Annotated in this window: 14 protein-coding genes and 1 pseudogene; 6 read left to right on the top strand and 9 right to left on the bottom strand. The window is 73.1% G+C overall.

Annotated elements, in window-relative coordinates:
• Window positions 1–13: 13 nt before the first annotated feature.
• The 5 genes and pseudogenes from ACZ411_RS01470 to ACZ411_RS01450 all read left to right on the top strand — a co-directional run bounded on the left by ACZ411_RS01470 (window position 14) and on the right by ACZ411_RS01450 (window position 5,103).
• On the top strand, window positions 14–1,315 hold the full coding sequence (locus tag ACZ411_RS01470; protein WP_464167990.1) for an ABC transporter substrate-binding protein: 1,302 nt from the start codon (window positions 14–16) through the stop codon (window positions 1,313–1,315).
• A 69-nt stretch (window positions 1,316–1,384) separates the two neighbouring features.
• Window positions 1,385–2,320 (top strand): carbohydrate ABC transporter permease, encoded by a 936-nt coding sequence (locus ACZ411_RS01465; RefSeq protein WP_094115902.1) that lies wholly within the window; start codon window positions 1,385–1,387, stop codon window positions 2,318–2,320.
• A gap of 7 nt (window positions 2,321–2,327) precedes the next feature.
• Window positions 2,328–3,149, top strand: a complete 822-nt coding sequence (locus tag ACZ411_RS01460; RefSeq protein ID WP_104289353.1) for a carbohydrate ABC transporter permease — start codon at window positions 2,328–2,330, stop codon at window positions 3,147–3,149.
• A pseudogene (locus ACZ411_RS01455) lies at window positions 3,146–4,402 on the top strand (glycoside hydrolase family 127 protein); the annotation flags it as partial. The gene ACZ411_RS01460 and the pseudogene ACZ411_RS01455, both read left to right, overlap by 4 nt.
• The gene (locus ACZ411_RS01450) at window positions 4,399–5,103 is read left to right on the top strand and encodes a glycoside hydrolase family 127 protein (protein ID WP_464167985.1); all 705 of its coding nucleotides are present in this window, start codon (window positions 4,399–4,401) and stop codon (window positions 5,101–5,103) included. The pseudogene ACZ411_RS01455 and the gene ACZ411_RS01450, both read left to right, overlap by 4 nt.
• Window positions 5,104–5,264: 161 nt before the next feature.
• Here ACZ411_RS01450 and ACZ411_RS01445 read toward each other — a convergent pair whose 3' ends face one another.
• On the bottom strand, window positions 5,265–5,726 hold the full coding sequence (locus ACZ411_RS01445) for a GNAT family N-acetyltransferase (protein WP_464167982.1): 462 nt from the start codon (window positions 5,724–5,726) through the stop codon (window positions 5,265–5,267).
• A 216-nt stretch (window positions 5,727–5,942) separates the two neighbouring features.
• On the opposite strand from ACZ411_RS01445, the gene ACZ411_RS01440 reads away from it, so the two are divergent.
• Window positions 5,943–7,217: an LCP family protein gene (locus ACZ411_RS01440; RefSeq protein WP_464167980.1), complete on the top strand. Its 1,275-nt coding sequence runs from the start codon at window positions 5,943–5,945 to the stop codon at window positions 7,215–7,217.
• On the opposite strand, the gene ACZ411_RS01435 is transcribed toward ACZ411_RS01440, so the two are convergent.
• The 8 genes from ACZ411_RS01435 to ACZ411_RS01400 form a co-directional block, all read right to left on the bottom strand.
• Window positions 7,198–7,506 carry a hypothetical protein gene (locus tag ACZ411_RS01435; protein WP_464167978.1) on the bottom strand — a complete coding sequence of 103 codons (309 nt, stop codon included), beginning with the start codon at window positions 7,504–7,506 and terminating at the stop codon, window positions 7,198–7,200. The genes ACZ411_RS01440 and ACZ411_RS01435 overlap by 20 nt on opposite strands.
• A 148-nt stretch (window positions 7,507–7,654) precedes the next feature.
• Window positions 7,655–8,629 (bottom strand): FAD:protein FMN transferase, encoded by a 975-nt coding sequence (locus tag ACZ411_RS01430; RefSeq protein ID WP_464167975.1) that lies wholly within the window; start codon window positions 8,627–8,629, stop codon window positions 7,655–7,657.
• A 10-nt stretch (window positions 8,630–8,639) separates the two neighbouring features.
• Complete coding sequence (locus ACZ411_RS01425; RefSeq protein WP_464167973.1) at window positions 8,640–9,020, bottom strand: hypothetical protein; 381 nt, start codon at window positions 9,018–9,020, stop codon at window positions 8,640–8,642.
• Between the two features lie 35 nt (window positions 9,021–9,055).
• Window positions 9,056–10,519 carry a ferredoxin reductase family protein gene (locus tag ACZ411_RS01420; protein ID WP_464167971.1) on the bottom strand — a complete coding sequence of 488 codons (1,464 nt, stop codon included), beginning with the start codon at window positions 10,517–10,519 and terminating at the stop codon, window positions 9,056–9,058.
• A gap of 44 nt (window positions 10,520–10,563) precedes the next feature.
• Window positions 10,564–11,718, bottom strand: coding sequence for a glycosyltransferase (locus ACZ411_RS01415; RefSeq protein ID WP_464167969.1), 1,155 nt, complete (start codon window positions 11,716–11,718; stop codon window positions 10,564–10,566).
• Entirely contained in the window at window positions 11,715–12,638 is a 924-nt protein-coding gene (locus ACZ411_RS01410; protein ID WP_464167967.1) for a phosphodiester glycosidase family protein, read from the bottom strand. Before ACZ411_RS01410 ends, ACZ411_RS01415 begins: the two co-directional genes overlap by 4 nt.
• A gap of 55 nt (window positions 12,639–12,693) precedes the next feature.
• A complete protein-coding gene (locus ACZ411_RS01405) occupies window positions 12,694–14,730 on the bottom strand; it encodes a carbohydrate-binding domain-containing protein (RefSeq protein WP_464167965.1) in 2,037 nt (678 codons plus the stop codon).
• A 51-nt stretch (window positions 14,731–14,781) separates the two neighbouring features.
• Window positions 14,782–15,471: polyphosphate polymerase domain-containing protein (locus ACZ411_RS01400; RefSeq protein ID WP_464167963.1), on the bottom strand; the 690-nt coding region annotated here is incomplete at its 5' end.

Here is a 15,471-nt window from a genome sequence, read left to right as displayed (position 1 = left end):
CGAAGGAGATCCCATGTCCCACCGCACTCGAGCCCGCGGCCTCGCCGGCATCGCGGGCCTCGCCCTCGGCGCCGTCGTGCTGAGCGGCTGCCAGGCCGCAGCCGGCGGCGGTGGGGGCGACGCCGCCCCCGTCACCGCAACCGACGACGGCACCACCATCACCATGTGGACCCGCTCATCGACGAGCGACTTCACGACGGCCCTGGTGGACGCCTACAACGCGTCCCACGAGAACCAGGTCGACCTGACCGTCATCCCGTTCGACGCCTACCAGCAGAAGGTCGGCTCCGCCGCCGGCAGCGGTCAGCTGCCCGACGTCGTCTCCAGCGACGTCGTCTTCACGCCCAACTACATCCAGCAGGGCATCTTCCGCGACATCACGACCGAGGTCGACGCGCTCCCGTTCAAGGACGACCTCGCCCCCGGCCACATGTCCGTCGGCGAGCAGGACGGCAAGAACTACGCCGTCCCCCACGACCTCGACCTCTCCGCGATGTTCTACAACAAGGTCCTGTTCGAGGAGGCGGGCCTCGACCCCGAGACGCCTCCCACGACGCTCACCGGGTGGGTCGAGGCCGCAGAGAAGATCGACGCGCTCGGCGGCGACGTGAACGGCTTCTACTTCGGCGGCAACTGCGGCGGCTGCATGCTCTTCACCACCTGGCCCTCCGTCTGGGCCGGCGGTGGCGACGTGCTGAACGAGGACGGCACCGAGGCGGAGCTCGACTCCGACGACGCCGGCGACGTCTATGCCCTCTACCGCGAGATCTGGGAGAAGGGGCTCGCCCCGGAGGGCGCGCAGACCGAGACCGGCGCGACCTTCAACCAGGTCTTCGCGGACGGCTCCATCGGCATCCAGCCGCTCGGCGCGACGGCCTACGGGTCGTTCGAGCAGAGCGACGCCCTCGAGGTGGGCGTCGCGCCCATCCCCGGCGTCGACGGCGGCACCTCGACCTTCCTCGGCGGGGACACGCTCAGCATCTCCGCCACCAGCGAGGAGGCCGCCGCCGCGTGGGACTTCGTCTCGTGGACCCTGTCCGACGAGGCCCAGATCGAGGTGCTGGCCAAGGGCGGCTACCTGCCGGCCCGCACCGACCTCGCCGACAACCAGTACAGCCAGGCGGACCCGAACGTGGCCGCGATGACGGCGCTCGTCGAGGTGGGCGAGACGCCCAAGTCGAACGCCTTCGGCGCCACCTTCAACGACGCCAACGGCCCCTGGACGACGTACTTCCGCGACCAGGTGTTCGGCGACGCCGGCAAGCGCGCCGCCGACAACGACGCCATCACCTCCGCCCTCCAGTCGGGCCAGTAGCCCTCCCCCACGCGGCCGCCGCCTCCCCGGAGGCGGCGGCCGGTCACCCCCTCCCGGGAAGGCTCGACCATGACCACCACGACCCGGCTGCCCGCCGCCGCCCCGCGGCCGCAGCCCGCCACCCCGCGCTCCCGCCGTCCGCTCTCCCGCGACACGGCGCGCACCGGACTCCTGTTCGCGACCCCGACGGCCCTCGTCGTCGGCGTCGTGTTCGTCGTCCCCCTCGTCCTCCTCATCTGGATGGCGTTCAACGACTGGCCGCTCATCGGCGCCTCCTCGCCGAACTGGGGAGCCAACTTCACCGAGATCAGCGACCCGCTGTTCGTCACGGCCATCGGATTCACGGCGCTGTACACCGTCATCACCACCGTGCTCCTCAGCGCCGTCGCGCTCGGGCTCGCGCTCCTCGTGCAACAGTCCCGCCCGGGCACGGCGCTATACCGGACAGCGTTCTTCATCCCGGCCGCCATCGGCCTCGCCTCCACGAGCCTGCTGTTCTACGGGCTGTACACGCAGAAGGACAGCGGCCTCAACGAGCTGCTCGGACTCGTGGGCATCGGGCCGCTCAACTGGATCTCGACGCCCACCGGCGCGCTCTGGTCGACCGTGCTCCTCGTCGTCTGGCGCTTCTCCGGCTTCTACATGCTCATCCTGCTGACGGGCCTGCAGGCGATCCCGGACGAGGTCTACGAGGCCGCCCGCGTCGACGGGGCCTCCTGGTGGCGCACCTTCGTCTCGGTGACGCTGCCGCTGCTCCGCCCGTCGATCGCGCTCATGCTGATCCTCTCGGTGACCGGATCCGTGCTGGCGTTCGACCAGTTCTACATCCTCACCAGCGGCGGGCCCGACAACTCCACCGTCACCCTCGTCGTCGCCCTGTACCGCAAGGCGTTCGTGCAGTTCGACCTCGGCACCGCGGCCGCCCTGTCGCTCGTGGTGCTGGCGTTCCTGCTGGTGCTCAACCTGATCCAGTTCACGTTGCTCCGACGTGACAACACCGCGTGAGGCCGTCATGAAGCGAACCAAGACCCTGGGCATCGCCGCCCACCACGTCACCAGCACCGTCCTCGCGCTGCTGTTCCTGCTCCCGCTGCTGTGGACCCTGCACGGGTCGCTGTTCGGCACCGGCGCCTCCCCCGAGGGCGGCTTCGGCTTCGCCAACTACCAGAGCGTCGTCGAGTACGGCAGCGGCCTCGGCACCTACCTGCTGAACACCACGGCGGTCGCCCTCATGACCGTCGCGGGCGTGCTCGTCGTCTCCGCGTTCGGCGGGTACGCGTTCGCGCGGCTCCCGTTCCGCGGGCGGAACGTGCTCTTCATCCTCACGCTGGCGATCCTGATGGTGCCGTACGCCACGATCCTCATCCCCCTCTACGTGCTGCTCGGCTGGCTCGACCTGCAGGACTCCCTCGTCGGGCTCGCCCTGGTGATGGTCATGCTGCAGCTGCCGTTCAGCCTCTTCATGATGCGGAACTCCTTCGAGGCGCTGCCGAAGGAGCTCGACGAGGCCGCCCTCATGGACGGGTGCAGCGTCGCCGGGGCGTTCTTCCGCGTGCTGCTGCGCGGCACCGTGCCGGGGCTCGTGACGGTCGGCCTGTACGCGTTCCTGTCATCCTGGAACGAGTTCATCGCGCCGCTGATCTTCCTGACCAGCGGCGACCTCTTCACCCTCCCCGTGGCGCTGGTGAGCCTGCGCACCGGGGCGCTCGGCTCGGTGGACTACGGCGCGCTGCAGGCCGGCGTGATCGTGTCGGCCCTCCCCTGCCTGCTCCTGTTCCTCTTCCTGCAGCGCTACTACGTCCGCGGCTTCACCTCGGGCGCGCTCAAGGGATGACCACCCGCCGCGCCGCCGCCGATCCCCTCCCCACCGAAGGACACCCCATGGACGCACACCGCACGCACCGGGCGACGACGCCCGCCCCCCTCGCCGACGTCGACATCGCCGACTCCTTCTGGAGCCCCCGCATCGAGACCGTCCGCACCGAGACGATCCCCTTCCAGTACCACCAGCTCGAGACCATCGGGCACCTGGAGTCCCTCCGCCACCAGCAGGAGGACGGCGATCCCGTGCCCCACATCTTCTGGGACAGCGACATCGCCAAGTGGATCGAGGCGGCCAGCTACAGCCTCGTCTCCCACCCCGACCCAGAGCTCGACGCCCGCCTCGACGACGTGATCGCCCTCCTCGCCTCCGCCCAGGGCGACGACGGCTACCTCAACACGTACTTCACGGTCATCGCGCCCGAGGAGCGCTTCACCGACCTCCGCGACGCCCACGAGCTCTACTGCGCGGGGCACCTGATCGAGGCCGCCGTGGCGCACCACGCCGCGACCGGCAAGACGACCCTGCTCGACGTGATGCGCCGCTACGCGGACCTCATCGGGACGGTGTTCGGCCGGGGCGAGGGGCAGATCCGCGGCTACGACGGCCACGAGGAGATCGAGCTCGCCCTGGTGAAGCTCGCCGCGGCCACCGGCGAGCGCCGCTACCTCGACCTCGCGTCCTACTTCGTCGAGGAGCGCGGCACCGAGCCCTACTTCTTCGACCTCGAGGCGGAGCGCCGCGGGACCCCCGGGTACTTCGGCGACCAGTTCAGCGGCGAGGCCCACCCCGGCCGCAGTCGCGAGTACCTGCAGGCCCACGCCCCGGTGCGGGACCAGCACGAGGCGGTCGGCCACTCCGTCCGCGCCATGTACCTGTACTCCGCGATGGCGGACCTGGCGCGCGAGCAGGACGACGAGTCGCTCCTCGCGGCATGCCGGGGACTGTGGGAGCACCTGACCACGCGGCGCATGTACGTGACCGGCGGGATCGGCAGCTCCGCCGTCAACGAGGGATTCACCCGGGACTTCGACCTGCCCGACGAGACCGCGTACGCGGAGACGTGCGCCGCGATCGGGCTCATGATGTGGGCGCAGCGGATGCTCCGCATCGACCGGCACCGGCGCTACGGGGACGTGATGGAGCTCGCCCTCTACAACGGCGTGCTGGCCGGCCTGTCGGACGACGGCACGTGCTTCTTCTACGACAACCCCCTCGCGAGCCGCGGCGGCATCGAGCGGAGCGCCTGGTTCGACGTCGCATGCTGCCCCCGAACCTCGCCCGGCTCCTCACGTCACTCGGGTCCTACGCCTTCGCGACGGGCGACGCCGAGCTGGTGGTGCACGTGCCGGTGTCGGGGATCGTGCGCGTGCCCGTGGGCGACGCGGTGGCCGTCGTCGCGGTGGATGCGGACGTGCACGGCAGCGGCCGGGTCGCGCTCCGCGTGGTGGACGCCCCCGACGGCGAGCTCACGCTCCGCGTCCGCGTGCCCGCGTGGTCGGCGACGACGACGCTGCACCTCGACGGCCGGCCGCTCGACCTCGACGACGGCGACCTGCTCGGCGAGGACGGCTACGCGACCGTGACACGGCGCTGGCAGGACGGCGAGGAGCTCGTGCTGCAGCTCGACACCGCCCCGCGCCGCCTCCGCCCCGACCCCCGGCTGGTCGACCACGCCGGCCGGGTCGCGATCGCTCGCGGACCCATGGTGCACGCGCTCGAGGAGGCCGACAACGGCGCGATGCTGCACATGCTGTCCCTGCCGGCGGACGCGGACCTGTCCGCCCGTGACGCGGACGGGACGCACGTCGTGACCGCGCGCGGCCGCCGCGCCGACGTCGTCGGGGACGGCCTCTACCGCAGCGGCCCGGTCACCTCCGAGGACGCGGAGCTGGTCTTCGTGCCGTACTCCTCGTGGGCCAACCGGGGCGCCGGCGAGATGCGGGTGTGGACGCGGGAGGCCTGAGGCGCATCCGGTCGGGGTGGTCCGGCACGTCGTGGGCGGGACGGTGCGGACCCTCGTCGACGAGGTGGAGGCGCATCGGGAGCTGCCGTCCTCGATCGGTCGCGGGGACGCCTGATGCGCCCGGCCCAGACGTCGACGCGCGAGACGCCTCGCCGGTCCCGTCAGCGCAGGGGCCGGACCAGGATGAGGGTGGGCCCCGACCAGTCGAGGCCCGTGTGCTCCTCGAGCGGCAGGAACCCGAGGCGCCCGGAGAAGCGGCGCGTGCGCGCGTACGGCTCGTGGTCGAAGGACGGCCCGACCGTGTGGACGGAGAGGACGGCGCATCCGCTCGCCGCGAGATCGGCGCTCACGCGCTCGACGAGGAGCCGGCCGATGCCCCGCCCCTGCGCCTCCGGAGCGACGGCGATCAGGTGCAGCTCCGCGGCCTCCGGGAAGTGCCGGTGGACGAGGGCGACACCGAGCACCTGCGTGCCGTCGGATGCCAGGAGGCTGTCGTACCGGTCGCTCTCGGCGTCCACGACGTACGCGTCGATCGCGTCGGGGTCGCCGAACCAGTCCGGAAGGGCCTCCAGCACACGCCGGACGTCCGTGCCGCTGCGGCCGTGCCCGACGTCGATCTGCATGGGGCCATCGTGGCAGCCCCGGTGCGGAGGCCCCGTGCCGCGGGCCGGCGCGCCTCTCGCGGCAGCGGGTCCGCGCAGGGCTGGTGACCGCCCGCAACGCCTCGATCGGGACCGCCCCAGTGCGAGGGGTCTGCCGGGCAGGACCTGGCGTGCCCGCGGATCCGCGCCTAGCCTCGGCGAGGGATACCCGTCCCCATCCGTCGACGGAGGAGCGCCATGACCGAGACCACCAGGGTGGGACGCCGGGGCACCGAGGGCATCGCCCGCCACGGCCGCCTGCGGAGGCCGAGCGCCTCGCGCACGGTGGCCGCCGCGATCGGCGTGGTGACCGCGGTCGCCGTGGTCGGCAGCGGATCCGTCGCCGCGATCGCCGCGTGGGACATCGCCCGCACCGTCCAGGCCAACTCGGTCGACATCTCCGACGGGGACGCCCTGCCGCCCTCGATCGGCGCGATCGACGGCGGGGCCAACGTGCTCCTCGTCGGCGGCGACACCCGCGAGGGCCAGGGCGACGGCTTCGGCACGGGCGCCGGCGTCCAGACCGGCAACCTCAACGACGTCACGATGCTGCTCCACGTCAGCGAGGACCACACCCGCGCCACCGTCATCTCCTTCCCCCGCGACATGCTCATGACCATGCCCGCCTGCTGGAGCCAGGACGGCATCACGGAGGTGCCGGCGCAGGACGACGTGCAGATCAACGTCGCGCTCAAGAACGGCGGGCTCCCCTGCGTCGTGCGCGCCGTGGAGAGCATCACGGGCCTCGACATCCCCTACGGCGGCGTCATCCAGTTCACCGGCGTGATCGAGATGTCCAACGCCGTCGGCGGCGTCCCCGTCTGCCTGGCCAACCCGATCGACGACTGGCGGACCGAGCTCGACCTCCCCGCCGGCGTCGTGCCCCTCCAGGGCGAGGATGCGGTGCAGTTCCTCCGCCTCCGTCATGGCATCGGGGACAACAGCGACCTCTCCCGCATCAGCAACCAGCAGGTGTTCCTCAGCGCGCTGCTGCGGACCATCACCAGCTCCGACACCCTCACCAACCCGGCGAAGCTCTACGGCATCGCGCGCGCCGCCGTGGACAACATGAGCCTCTCCACCTCGCTCGACAGCCCCGCGGCGATCACGTCGCTCGCGCTCACCATCAAGGACATCCCGCTCGACGAGTTCGTGTTCGTGCAGTACCCGACCACGTACCTGGAGAGCGGCCGCGTCGCGCAGGACGTGGCGACCGGGGATCGGATGATGCGGCTCATCGCCTCCGACGCGGACTTCGCCCTCGCGCCCGACAGCACGGGTCAGGGTGTGGTGCTCGCCGAGCCGACGGATCCCGCGGCTGCTCCCCCGGCGGATCCGGCTCCGCCCGCGTCGGACGGCTCGGCCGCCCCTCCCCGCCGTGCTGCCGGAGGGCGTCACCGGCCAGACCGCGGCGACGGAGACCTGCTCGAACGGCTGACGGAGTCCGCGCGCGTCACGCGGGGGCGGGGGTGACGAGGGCGAGCAGCGGGAAGGCGCCCAGCCAGAGCACCGACGGGGACACGACGAGGAACACCGCGTCGACGACGAGCATCGCGATCGCGCGCCTCCTCCGACCCTCCCGCCGGGCCAGCGACATCACGGCGGACACGAGGCTGACCAGCGCGAGGATCCCGATCGGGACCCAGGCCACGAGGAACAGCGGGTAGAGGATCAGCCAGCCGGAGCCGAGCACGGCGGACGGGATCCACATCAGGCACCAGAGCAGCGCGAACGCGCCGAGGGCGATGAGCCCCGTGGTCACGGCGACCCTCCCGCGGGCGTCGTCCCGCGGAGCCGGTCGATCCTCCACCCGGTCCCCCAGCCGCTGCACCGCTCCAGCGTAGGGACGGGTGCCCGGCGCGAGGACGCGATGGCCGCTGCGGACCGGCGGCATCGCGGCCGTCCGCCGATCAGGGCATCCGTGCGTCTCCACGGTCCTCCGGCCAGAGCGGGGTCCTGATCACCGTCCGATCGGCCGCGACGAGGCGGGCGGCGAGGCACCGGGACGACAGGTCCCGCACGGCGCGGGAGCCGCGGACGACCGCCGCCGTGGACCAGGTGTTCGCGCCCACGCAGGTCGCGGACGCCACAGTGACCGAGCGCCACAGCGGGGCGGCCGGCACGCCCCAGCGGGGATCGAGGATGTGGTGCACGGGCGTGCCGTCGTGCTCCCACCTCCGGCGCCGCGTGCTCGAGGTCGCGACCGCCCAGCCGCTGCGCAGCGAGACGACCTGCGCGGGGTCCTCGTCCGTGTCCTGGACGAGGACCTGCCAGCCCTCCGCGGGACCGTCCCCCGCCGTGGCGATGTCGCCGCCGAGCGACACGAGGACCGCCGCGCCGGAGGCCGCCGCCGCGCCTTCCGCGGCGCGGTCGGCCGTCCACGCCTTGGCGGTCGCCCCCAGGTCGACCACGACGCCGGCGGGGATTCGCAGCCGCGTTCCCCGGAGCTCGACGTCCCGCCACCGCGGCGTGCGCTCGGCGCTCCCGCGCGGGAGATCGCTCGCCGCGCGCCGCCCGTCGCCATGCGCGACGGGGCGGGGTGCCGCGCCCCGCCGGTCGAGGTCGCAGCCGAGGCTGATCAGCTCGGCGCCGAGCGTGGGATCGACGTCGCCGTCGGTGGCCTCCGCGGCGCCCAGCGCCGTCCGCATGAGGTCGGCGAGGAGCGGCGAGACCGCGCACCCGCGCTCGAGGTCCGCGGCGCGCGCCATGAGCTCCGAGTCGGGCCGGAACCGGCTGCACGCCCGGTCGACCGCGGAGGTCACCCGGCGGACCGCGTCGACGGCCGCATCGAGGGCACGGGGATCCGGGCTCTGCACGACGACCTGCGCCGTCGTGGTCCAGAGGTCCCACGAGCGCTCCCCGCTCGCGGGCGGTCGATCGACCACGGTGCGCACGTCAGGACCCCGACGTCCGCGCCGAGGAGCCGGACCCGGTCCCGGCGCTCACGCCGGAGTCGGTCGTCCCCGAGCCGGTAGACGTGTCGGAGCCGGTAGACGTGCCGGAGCCGGTCGAGGTGTCGGAGCCGGTCGATCCGGAGCCCGTCGACCCGCCTCCCGAGCCCGTCGAGGGATCCACCGGGGTCGAGGTAGCGGCCGCGTCGTCGGTGCTCGGGTCCGCGGGGACGACGGCGGACGTCGTCGGGGCGCCGGCGTCGTCCGCGAGCACGGCCTGCGTCAGGTAGACGGTCGAGCCGAGCGCCCCGGCGCCCACGAGGGCGATGCCCGTCGTGAGCCCCGTGATCATGCGCCGCGTCCATGTGGTGTCCTCGTCGTGCATGCGTCCTTCTCCTTCGTGGGGGTGATGCGGTGCCGTCACCAGCTGAAGCGCTCGCGGTGGAGCTGTGCGCGCGGCAGCCCCGCGGCGCGTGCGTCGGCCTCGACGAGGTCCGCCCAGCGTGCGGGTCCGCAGACGTAGAGGTCCGAGCCGTCGAGGTCGGGGAAGACCGTGGCGATGCGGTGGCCCTGGCCGGCCTGCTCGTCGGCCAGCCACGCGCCGGGTCCGCTGCCGCGGGAGCCGACGCTGGTCAGGACGCGGTGACCGCGGGCGGCGGCCCACGCGATGACCTCGTCCCAGAGGTGCGTCTCCCGGGCATCGCGCGCGCGGAGCAGGATGGTCACCGATCCCGCCGGCGCGGAGACGTCCTCGAGGAACGCGCGGACGGGGGTGATCCCGATCCCCGCGGCGGCGACCGCGATGCGGGGGCGGGTGCGGCTGGCCGCCGTGAAGACGCCGTACGGTCCGGCGAACGACACGGGCGTCCCGGGCCGGAGCCGAGCGAGGCCGCCGCTGCCGCGCCCCAGGGCCCGCACCGTGAGCCGCAGGCCCGTGCCGTCGGGTGCGGCGGACAGCGAGAGCGGGTGCGCGTGCCACCAGGTCCCCGCTCCCCAGAACCGCCACATGAGGAACTGACCGCCCCGCGCGGGCAGGCGGTCGAGCAGGCGACCGCGGAGATGGAGGGACACCACGTCGTCGCCGAGCGGCTCGACGCGGTCCACGACCACCCGGTGCCGGAGGGACAGGAGGACGGGCGTGCCGAAGCGGAAGACCGCGATGCAGCCGAGCGCGATCGCGTACAGCGCGATCCAGTACGCCCGCTGCCACGACGTCTCCGCGAGGACCTGTCCCTGCTGCAGCTGGTGCGGGACGGCGAGGACCACCGCGGCATAGGACAGGAGATGCACGCCGTGCCACGCCTCGTACGGGAGCATGCGGCGCACGGCGATCACGGAGCTCACGACGACGGCCACGAGGGCGCCGAGGCCGAGGATCGCGAGCCGGACGTCGGTCGTCTCCCACAGCGCCACGACCATCGGCCCGATGCCCTCGCCGGAGTCGAGGGAGTAGCCGACCACCAGCAGCGCGCCGTGGGCGAGGAGGAGGTGGAGGGCGGGCTTTCCCAGGCGCCCGTGCAGCGCCATGGCCGCGTCATGGCCGACGAGGCGGTCGATCAGCGGCACGCGGGCCGCGAGGACGAGCATGACCAGGATCAGGTCGGTGCCGATGAGTCCCGCGATGATCCCGAGGACGATCAGGATCCGTCCGTCGCCGGTGATGCGTGCCGCGTCGGACGTCGCCCACAGCAGCACCGCCACCACGGCGGAGGCCCATGCCGCGGCACCGAGGAGCCGCGTCATGCGCGACCGCCGTCGTCCCGCCGCCCGCAGCGCCGCGTCGGCCCGCGGTGCGGGGGCGGAAGGTGCTGGTGCAGGTGCAGGTGCAGGTGCAGGTGCAGGTGCTGGTGCAGGTGGTGGCGGTGCATGCATCGGTGCGCTCATGCCCCGATTCAGCGGCATCGACGCATGAGCCGGCCCTGGCACGGCTATGGACCGGCCATGAACCCGGGCGAGGTGGGACGCCGCCCCGACGCGGCCGGTGGAGCGGTGGCGGCATCGACGGCTGCCGGCACGGGGCCGGGTTCCACCGCGTGCCGCCGGAAGACGAGCGTGCGCTGCACGGCGAAGCCGGCGACGAACAGGGCGGCTCCCGCGCCGATCTTGGCCAGGAGCAATGGGATGCCGGCCGTCGTGAGTGCTTCCAGGAGCACGACGTCGCCGAGCGCGACCAGCGACGCGAGCGCCGTGTACCGCAGCGCCTCCCCGAGGAGCAGACGGCGCTTCGCGCCGCTTTCCGCGGGGAGCGGCGCGGCCGGACCGCGGCCTGTGTGGACGAGGCGGCGGTTGGCGAGGAAGTTGACGGTGCCGCTGATCAGTCGTGCGCCGATCACGCCGATCAGGAGCTCTCCGGTCACGGCGACCAGGGCCCAGAGGGCGATGAGGTCGAGGACGAAGGACCCGATCGCGACCAGGGCATGCAGGATGAGCGGTGCGAGCACCCTCCACGAGTCCGTCATCGGGCGGAAGTGCGAGGACGCGTTGCCCTCGAGGTAGAGCGTCTCGATGGGGATCTCCTCCACCCGTCGCCCGTCGGCGTGCGCCCGCAGCAGCACCCGCAGCTCGTACTCGAACCGGTCCCCCGGCACGTCGAGCAGCCACGCCAGGGATCCCGCCGGGTAGCCGCGGAGCCCGGTCTGCGTGTCGTGGACGTTCCCCCCGGACGCCCGGCGGAGGAGTCCGCGGGACACCGCGTTGCCGAAGCGGCTGCGGAGCGGCACGTCGCCGTCGAACCTCCGCCCGCCGAGCACCATGGAGCCGGTGCGGCGGACGTGGTCGGCGACGCGGAGCACGTCGACGGCCGTGTGCTGCCCGTCGCTGTCGGCGCACACGACGTCCTCTCCGGGGTGGGCGGCTCCGGCGTACGCGATGCCGGTCCGCAGCGCGCGGCCCTTGCCGAGGTTCCGCGGATGGGTGAGGACGACGGCTCCGGCCGCCCGCGTCGCGTCGAAGGTCGCGGTGCGGCCGGGCCCGCTGCCGTCGTCGACGACGACCGGGATCACGTCGGGGCGGGCCTCGACGAGGGCGGTCACGAGCGCGGGGAGGCGGGCGTCGGGCTCGTAGGCGGGGATGAGGACGATCATGCGGCGCTCGTGGGGATGTAGAGGATGTCGGAGGTGCCGCGCTCGCTCGTCGTCCCGAGCGGCCGGTTCACGAGCTCGCCGTCGTGGACCATGGTCGAGGATCCGCCGCCGTCGATGTTGTACGCGGTCTCGCAGCCGAGGTCGAGCATGATCGCGGCGAGACCGGGCAGGGTGACGCCGGCGCTGTAGCCGGCGCTCCGTCCGTCGACGACGACCAGGGCGAGGTGGTTCGCGGCGATGACGCCGACGCAGGTGCGGGGCTGGCGGCCCTGGATGGAGTGGTTGCCGAAGTTCGTGTCGACCTCGACCTGGTCGATGCCGGCGACCTCGGCGCCGTCGCGGACGACGGCGGGACCGAACGAGAGGGTGTTCCAGACGCCCGCGGCGACCAGCGCATCCGCGCTGGTGGCGGTCTCGTCGTACACCTCCGCGTGACCGTCTCGGTAGAAGGCCAGCCCCTCGCGGGCGCCCGCGTCGCGGAACGCGACGCCGTTCCGGATGACGATGCCGGTGTCGCGGAAGCCGTAGTAGTCGCCGTTGATCGCGAACGCCGCGTCGTTCTGCGCGGCGATGCTCGAGGTCGTGTCGATGATGTTCTCCCCGAACGCGTCGTCCGCGAACGCGGACCGCAGCGCGGTGGCCTCCGTGAGGAGCAGGTCGGCGACGTAGTAGGTGACGAGGTCGTCGCCGGATCCCTGCGTCCGGGTGGTGACGGTGACGGTCGCTGTTCCGGTACTGGTCGAGGCGGTGTCGGTAGAGGCGTTCGCGGCCTCGAAGGCGTCGACGTCGTCGATCTCTACGTGCGGGACGACGAAGCGGTCAAGGGCCCAGCCAGTCCCCGTGGCAGCAAGGCCCAGGGCTGCGGCGCCGCCGAGGAGGAAGGTGCGGCGGGAGGGGCGTCGGGTCGGTTCGTGGGTCATGGGATCAGGGTGCAGAGCTGCATGATGACGATTCGATGAGGCGTCGATGACGCTCCTATGAGCGCGGATTCCCGTCGAGGAGCTCGGTGCGGGCGGGAGGGACGACGAAGGGGAGGCCCCGCGACTCGCCGGACCTCCCTTCCCTGCTGCCCGCGGGACCGCGGGCAGCTCCGGTGCTAGCGGCCGCCCATCCCGCCGGTCGCGGCCTCACCCGCGGTGACCGTGACGGAGGCGGCCGCTCCCGTGGCGTCGCCCGACGCCGCGAGGCCCCCGTGCTCGCACCGGAGACCGTGCCGCCGATCGCGACCGAGTAGCTCTCGCCCGTGGTGATCGCGTCGGAGGAGTAGACGATGTTGCCGAAGGACTTGCTCGCCTCGAACGATGCGACGACGGTCCCGTCCGCGTCCAGGATCTGCACGGTCGTGCCGGCGTCGTAGGTGCTGTCGAGCGTCGCGGAGATCCAGCCCTGGGTGCTCGTGGTCGCCGGGGAGACGACCATGCCGCTGCTGCCGGCCGCGAGGAGGGTGCCGGCGGAGACGTCGAGGGTGCCGTTCACGTCGAGCGCGCCGTTCCCGCTGCCCTCGGGACCGTTCACCACGACAGTGCCGCCGGAGATGGTGGCGGACCCGTTGGAGTCCAGGCCGTCGCCCTCCGCGTCGACGACGAGGGTGCCGCCGGTGATGGTCAGGGTCGATCCGTCATCACCGCTTCCGCCGCCGCCGGCCATGCCTCCGCCGCCCGTCCGCATCCCTCCTCCGGGGCGCCCCCCGGTCGGGGCCGTGCCGGCTGCAGGAGCGGTACCCGCCTCCGGTGCTGCGGCGCCGTCCGCCGCCGCGGCCGCGTCGCCCGTGCCGGTCGCGCTCTCCGTCGTGGTGGAGCCCACGGTCGCGTTCACGCCGTCGTCCTGGGTGACCAGGGACGTCTCCCCGCCGTTGACCGTGATGGCGGCGCTCTCGAGCCCCTCGACGGCGGTCGTGATGTCGAGGGTGCCGCCGTCGATCACGAGGGCGGTGTCGGCGTGCACACCGTCGTCTCCGGCGGCGGCGTCCACGGTGCCGGAGACGAGGTGGAATCCGCCCGTGGCGTTGATCGCGTCGTGCTGGGCGTCGATGGTGGTCGTCCCGCCCTCGATGACCGCGATGACGCCGGCGGTGATGCCCTGCGCGCTGGAGTCCGTCGCTGCGGCGGCCGCGTTCGCGGCGCCGCCGCCCGTGGTGACGTCGAGCGTGCCGCCCGTGATGATGACGTCGGTCGTGGCCGCGAGGCCGTCGTCGTCCGCGGTGACGGTCACGTCGCCGTCGGTGATGGAGATGAACCCGCGCGTCGGGTCCTCGTCGTCGTCGGACTTGAGGCCGTCGCCGCCGGCGGTGACGCTGACCGTCCCGCCCTGGATGACGAGGGCGTCCTTCCCGCGGATGCCGTCGTCGGCGGCGGTGACCGCGATGCTCCCGGAATCGATCACCAGGCCGTCCTGCGAGGCGATGCCGTCGTTCCCGTTCCCGGTCACCGCGAGCGAGCCGGTCCCGGTGATGGTGAGGTCGGTGGCGCTGTAGAGCGCCGCGTTCGCCTCGGCGGAGTCGTCGTAGGACGAGGCGTCGCTCAGCGCGTTCTCGGTGCCGGTGGCGAGCGAGATGATGGCGGCGTCCGCCTGCCGGATGTCGATCGCGGCCGTCGTGGTGGAGGAGATGCTCGCGCCGTCGAGGATCAGGGCGACGGTCCCGGTGTCGGCCGTGTCGACGACCACCTGGCCGTCGTCGAGCGTCCCGCTGATGCGGTAGGTGCCGGCCGCGGTGATGGTGACGGTGCTGCCGTCGACGGTCACGCCGTCCCCGGAGCTCGTCGCGGTGTCGCCGTCGAGGGCGACGTCGACGGCCGCCGACTCGTCGATGTCGCCGCTGGCATCCGTGACGGCGTCGTTCGCGGCCAGGACCTGCTCGGCGCTCTGGGTGGCGTCGACCTCGACCCCGGCCGAGGCCGTGGTCGAGGAGTCGGCGCCGGTCGTGGCGATGCCGCAGCCGGCGAGGAGGCCGACGCTCAGCAGGAGGGAGACGGCGATGGCGGTGGGATTGCGGAGGGAGCGCTTCGGGCTCATGGGGTGTCCTTCGGTGGGCGCGGGTCGGCGCGGGTGGCTCGGATGCCGCGCTCAGGCGGCGGAGGAGGTGGAGGTGGTGCGGCCGTCGGCGAAGTGGCGCCGGAGGACCCGGTTCCACTTGTTCGAGGGCAGGTCGTCGCGGAGGGCGGCGAGGCCCGTGCCGTACTTCGAGATGGTCGAGGGGCGGTGCCCGTGGCTCCAGAGGAGCCGGTCGACGGCGGACGGTCGGGAGCCGGACTTGGTCTCCACGATCGCCACGCGGGGGAGTTCGAGGCGGCGGTCGTCGAGGATCCAGGCGAGGGAGGTGTCGACGGTCGCGCGACTCTCATCGCTCGGGACGAACAGGGTCGTGCGGTCGTACTCGGTCACGAGCGTGGGCCGCAGCCGCTGGGGCGCGATGCCCCGGATGCCGGCCTCCTGCAGCGTCGCGTCGACGTGGGCGAGGCCCGCGTCGGTGAGCATCCGCTCGTCGCCGGCGACGTGGGCGACCCGGTCCTTGACGGTGCTGCTGCGGCCGCCGCGGGTCTTGACCTCGAGGTTGCACTCGCCGGAGTCGACGTAGCTGCGGGTCCGGACCTTGAAGCGGCGCCGCCGACCGTGCGCGGCCAGGTGGAAGCTCGCGAGCTCGGGGGTGTCGAAGTACACGCTCCGGTACGCCGATGCGCGGCGGCCGTCGATCTCCAGGGCTCGCGTCCCCGGCTCCAGTCCCGCGAGGGCCGCGTCGAGCTCGTGCATCGGCAC

It is taken from the genome of Clavibacter sp. AC415 (genome assembly GCF_979252985.1).
This window is presented reverse-complemented; position numbering and strand designations above follow the sequence as displayed.